Annotated in this window: 5 protein-coding genes; 3 read left to right on the forward strand and 2 right to left on the reverse strand. The window is 46.8% G+C overall.

What is annotated here, in order from left to right; all coding sequences use genetic code 11:
* Positions 1–54: 54 nt before the first annotated feature.
* Positions 55–456: a nucleotidyltransferase domain-containing protein gene (locus tag EJP87_RS14320; protein WP_130472545.1), complete on the reverse strand. Its 402-nt coding sequence runs from the start codon at positions 454–456 to the stop codon at positions 55–57.
* A 3-nt stretch (positions 457–459) separates the two neighbouring features.
* Complete coding sequence (locus tag EJP87_RS14325; RefSeq protein ID WP_130472546.1) at positions 460–879, reverse strand: nucleotidyltransferase substrate binding protein; 420 nt, start codon at positions 877–879, stop codon at positions 460–462.
* Positions 880–1,152: 273 nt separating this feature from the next.
* Between EJP87_RS14325 and EJP87_RS14330 the strand changes: the two genes are divergently transcribed.
* The 3 genes from EJP87_RS14330 to EJP87_RS14340 all read left to right on the forward strand — a co-directional run bounded on the left by EJP87_RS14330 (position 1,153) and on the right by EJP87_RS14340 (position 3,595).
* Entirely contained in the window at positions 1,153–2,295 is a 1,143-nt protein-coding gene (locus EJP87_RS14330) for an AAA family ATPase (RefSeq protein ID WP_130472547.1), read from the forward strand.
* On the forward strand, positions 2,292–2,978 hold the full coding sequence (locus EJP87_RS14335) for a hypothetical protein (protein ID WP_130472548.1): 687 nt from the start codon (positions 2,292–2,294) through the stop codon (positions 2,976–2,978). The genes EJP87_RS14330 and EJP87_RS14335 overlap by 4 nt, the downstream gene beginning before the upstream one ends.
* A 191-nt stretch (positions 2,979–3,169) precedes the next feature.
* Positions 3,170–3,595 carry a FliG C-terminal domain-containing protein gene (locus EJP87_RS14340; RefSeq protein ID WP_130472549.1) on the forward strand — a complete coding sequence of 142 codons (426 nt, stop codon included), beginning with the start codon at positions 3,170–3,172 and terminating at the stop codon, positions 3,593–3,595.
* The last annotated feature ends 469 nt before the right edge of the window (positions 3,596–4,064 follow it).

Genomic DNA, 4,064 nt, shown 5'->3' on the forward strand with positions numbered 1-4,064 from the left:
AGAGCTGGCGAACCAGCACGAACCTGATTAGTTACGTTTGCTGCACACCTCTTCTTATGGAGGCTCTTTCCTAACGGGAAGCCCTATCGGCAGGGTAGTCCTGGCACACTCTGTTCCTGCAGGGATGTCGCTCATGGGACACTCCTTTGTTTGGCGTCGCTCGTAGAACAGCTTTCCCTCCTGGATAATGGTCTGCCGCCGCTGAACAGGAGCCATATGCTCCAGAATGGTGAGATCCAGAGTATACGGCAGCAGCAAATCATCCAGTTGCCAAGCAATTGCCGTAAGGTGCTCATGAGTCAAAGTGTCGCCACACAAAGCCAAGTCGATGTCTGATCCAGGTTTGAAGTCACCACGGGCGCGGGAGCCATACAACAAAGCCCTTGCGACAGCCGGAAAACGTGCCAGAACAGCCTGCACAGCTTCCACGCTCTCCGCACTCAACCCATGATTCACCGATCACTCTCCTGCTGCTTGCTGAAGCTGGATAAAGCGTGCGGCCAACTCTTGGAAAGCAGGGTAGTAGCTTCCTGCAATGGCATCCGCTATGGTCTGTGCCCGGCTTTGTTCATAGGTGTGAGAGGTCAGATTGCGATCGGCAATCATCTGCATCCACAGCTCGCCCTGGGTAATCAACCCATTCTTGAAGGCGCTGCGAGTGGCATCACGGGAGCCAATCAGTCCAAAAACTCCTTGATATTCCAGATAATCCTTGAGCAGTTTCCAGGCCAGTTCATGGGTATATTCAAAGCCCTGGATCAACCCCTGTTGCTCCAGTTGTGACAAGGGCCGCTCACTGGCCAAAGCCATGGCCGCATCGAGAGTTTGCAGTGCTCTCTGAAAGTTTTCCAAGCGCTGCTGCCACCGCATCGTTTGCATCTTCCACTCCTTTTAACTCTCATCATGATTCTGCTATCTTGTCAGAGCAAAGAAAATCCTGCAATCCGAAATCTCCTGCCAGTTGCCATACCAACGCATCTCCGCTGGGTTGCGTAGTGGGGAAAGTTGCTTTTCTTGTTGACTTTGGGTCTGTTTTGTATTATGTGCAGAAAAGTCATTGCTGTTTTTGATAACATAATGCATTCTGTGCGATGGTTGTTCTTCAACAGCGTATAAGCATAAACATCTTTAGCCTGGTCAGGAAATTAGCATATGTCATTAATATCCTTTGAAGCCTCCATGGGTTCCCTGAAGCTTCAAGAAACCTCCTTCAAGCAACTCACTTTGCTGGTTGGTGTTTCTGGCGTGGGCAAGACAAAAATTCTTGATCTGTTTCGTCGTGTGCGCCAGGTCGGCTTATATGGTGCAGATAAAGCGCCTAGCTTAATCTGGAAAGTTAAATTTAATTTGGATGATAAAATATATTTGTGGGAGGGCAAAATATCCCAGAAAAAAAAGAAGAGGCCATTTATTAAGTCATCTTCGAGTAGAGATAATAGCGACAGCGATACCGTTATTCTCTTTGAACAAGTTGCCATCAACGGAGAGGAAGTGATATATAGAGATTTTAATGAAGATGTATTTAGATATAATGGCAATATTTTGCCAAAATTAAAATGGTCTGAAAGTGCTGTAACTTTGTTGGCTGAAGAGAATACCATCTCTCCGCTAAATAGAGCTCTACAAGGGATTATCGTCAGTGACAGCGATCCTGATTGGAGTTTTGAGCTTTGTGTAGATGATTTTTCTCTCTCAGACTCCTTTATTGAGTTGCAAGCGAAAAAAAATGAACCACTTATTTACAGGATAAAAGAGCTGCAAGATAATTTTTCAGAGCGGTTTGATAGTATAGTTCGGGATTATTTAGATGTCTTTCCTTTTATAGAACAGATAAAAATTGTTAGTGCAAAGGAGTATTTCTCGAAAAAAGTTAAAGGATCTTTGGACTATTGGGTAATTGCAGTAAAAGAAAAAGATGTAAATGACTGGATAGATGGACCAGACCTATCTGCAGGCATGCTCAGAACATTGAAAATGTTTTTTGAATTATACCTTGCACCAAAAGGTTCCATTTTTTTGATCGATGAGTTTGAAAATAATCTTGGTGTCAACTGTCTGTCACAGGTGGCAGATCTGGTGCGGATGCGGGCAGGAGAGATTCAGTTTATTTTGACCAGTCATCATCCCTATGTGATCAACAACATTCCCTGGACCGATTGGAAAGTGGTCACCCGATCCGGTGGCGTGATTACGGCCACAGATGCTACCGAGATTCCAGAGTTGCAAAGCAAATCGGCTTTGGAACGCTTCCGTCTCTTGATCAACTCCGATGTCTATCAAGAGGGGATTTCATGAACTTATACTTTATCGTCGAAGGTAGACGGACAGAGAAAAGAGTATATAAATCATGGATCCCAATCATTTTTCCTGGTCTTGAGCCAGTGAACAAGTTTAGCGATTTGGGAGGTAACCATTTTTATATTATCTCCTCGGAAGGCTACCCGCCGTGTGAACAGTTTATTGCCGATGCGGTAAAAGAGTTGGAGCTCAATAGCCAAATCACCATCGATCATCTGTTTTTCTGTTTTGATGCCGATGAGGAGGGTACGGATGTACGCCGAGAGTCGATTGAAAAAATTCTTGCCCCTGTTCAACAGCTTTTGACCCCGGTGCATTATTCCATCATTGTGCAGAACAGATGTATAGAATCATGGTTTTTGGGTAACCAGAAAATTTTTACACAATCTCCTGCTGCAAGTGATTTTCTTGCATGTCTGGAGCACTATTCCGTCCTTGATAACGATCCTGAACTGCTAGAAAAACCAGATGGTTATCAAGGCACCTATGCTAATTGCCACTCAATTTATTTAATAAAAGCAATGAAAAATAGCGGTCTTAGGTATTCTAAAACAAATCCAGGAGCTGTACAACAAGACCATTTTCTGCAAGAGATTATCAAGAGAGCCAGAGCAACAGATCATTTGCAAAGCATGAAATTTTTTCTGGATGTTTGTTGCCGTCTTGGCGCCAAATGCTAAAATGGTTGGCTCACTCTTCCGCATGGCTCAGTAGGCTTGGGGGCGTGTAGTTGCCTCTGCCGGTTTTGTTGCTCTACAAAGAGCGCTGACTCTGCGACAATGTTGTGACAGTGAGCCAGCCTGTTACCCCTCATCCCCGCAAGCCTGCCATTTGCTCGTCAATTATCTGACGACAGCCGGAGAATCAAGCCATGAGTATCGGCAAAGCTGCAGCAATTTTGTCACTCCTCTCCCAGGAAAAAGGGATGCGTCTGCTCTCCTATGTGGAAGAGCAGGATGAAGGGCTGGCGCGACAAATTCGTGACCAGATGCTCCTGTTCAGCGATTTGCTCGCCGTCGATGAACGCGGCCTGCAAAATTTATTGCGCGAAACCGAACAAGAGCTCTGGGTCGTCGCCCTCAAAGGGGCTGAATGGCCGCTGGTGGAACGCATCCTCGATAATCTTACCCCCCGCGCCGCCGATGCCCTGCGCGAAGCCATGGTCGAAATCGGCCCTGTGCAACGCCAACGCATCCATGCCGCCAGACAAACCATCCTGCAACAAGCCCTGGCCCTGCAAGCACGCGGTCAATTATGGTTTCGCGGCAAAGGAAGAGATCATGAAGTGATTTTTTAACTGCCACACGCTCCCAGCGCCCGGCGGGTTTGCACGCACGGAAATAGACAGAACTGAAAGTATGAAATATTGTAACTATTCAGGTTCGTGCTGGCTCGCCAGCTCTACCCCCATGGGGATGCTGTGGGCATTGGCGCAAAAAATGCGCGCCAATACCCACAGCTTGCTTCCATTAGGCGCGCTGCGCCGACGCAAAGAGCGCGTCGGCTTAGTTTGAAAAGCGCGCCAAAGGCAAAAGATTAAAGGATTAAAAGCAAAATCCCAGGGATTCCATCCCTGGACCCGGCCAGGGAGGTGCCCTCAATGCCATTAACTTAAGCCGTTACGTGTGGGGCTTATAAGCTGGCCGAACGCGAACCCCTGTCCCAAGCCTCTTTTTACGGTTATAACATCTATTTAAACGCATGGCATTACAATAGCTCGCCATGCTTTTTGTAAGTCGTTGTACCCAAATAAGCGGATTGGTTGC

The sequence above is a fragment of the Candidatus Magnetaquicoccus inordinatus genome, from assembly GCF_004217665.1.
Classification (GTDB): Bacteria; Pseudomonadota; Magnetococcia; order Magnetococcales; family Magnetaquicoccaceae; genus Magnetaquicoccus; species Magnetaquicoccus inordinatus.

Coding starts and splice junctions, on each gene's coding strand:
- EJP87_RS14325 (WP_130472546.1), bottom strand. CDS start 879: ATGCAAACGATGCGGTGGCAGCAGCGCTTGGAAAACTTTCAGAGAGCA.
- EJP87_RS14330 (WP_130472547.1), top strand. CDS start 1,153: ATGTCATTAATATCCTTTGAAGCCTCCATGGGTTCCCTGAAGCTTCAA.
- EJP87_RS14335 (WP_130472548.1), top strand. CDS start 2,292: ATGAACTTATACTTTATCGTCGAAGGTAGACGGACAGAGAAAAGAGTA.
- EJP87_RS14340 (WP_130472549.1), top strand. CDS start 3,170: ATGAGTATCGGCAAAGCTGCAGCAATTTTGTCACTCCTCTCCCAGGAA.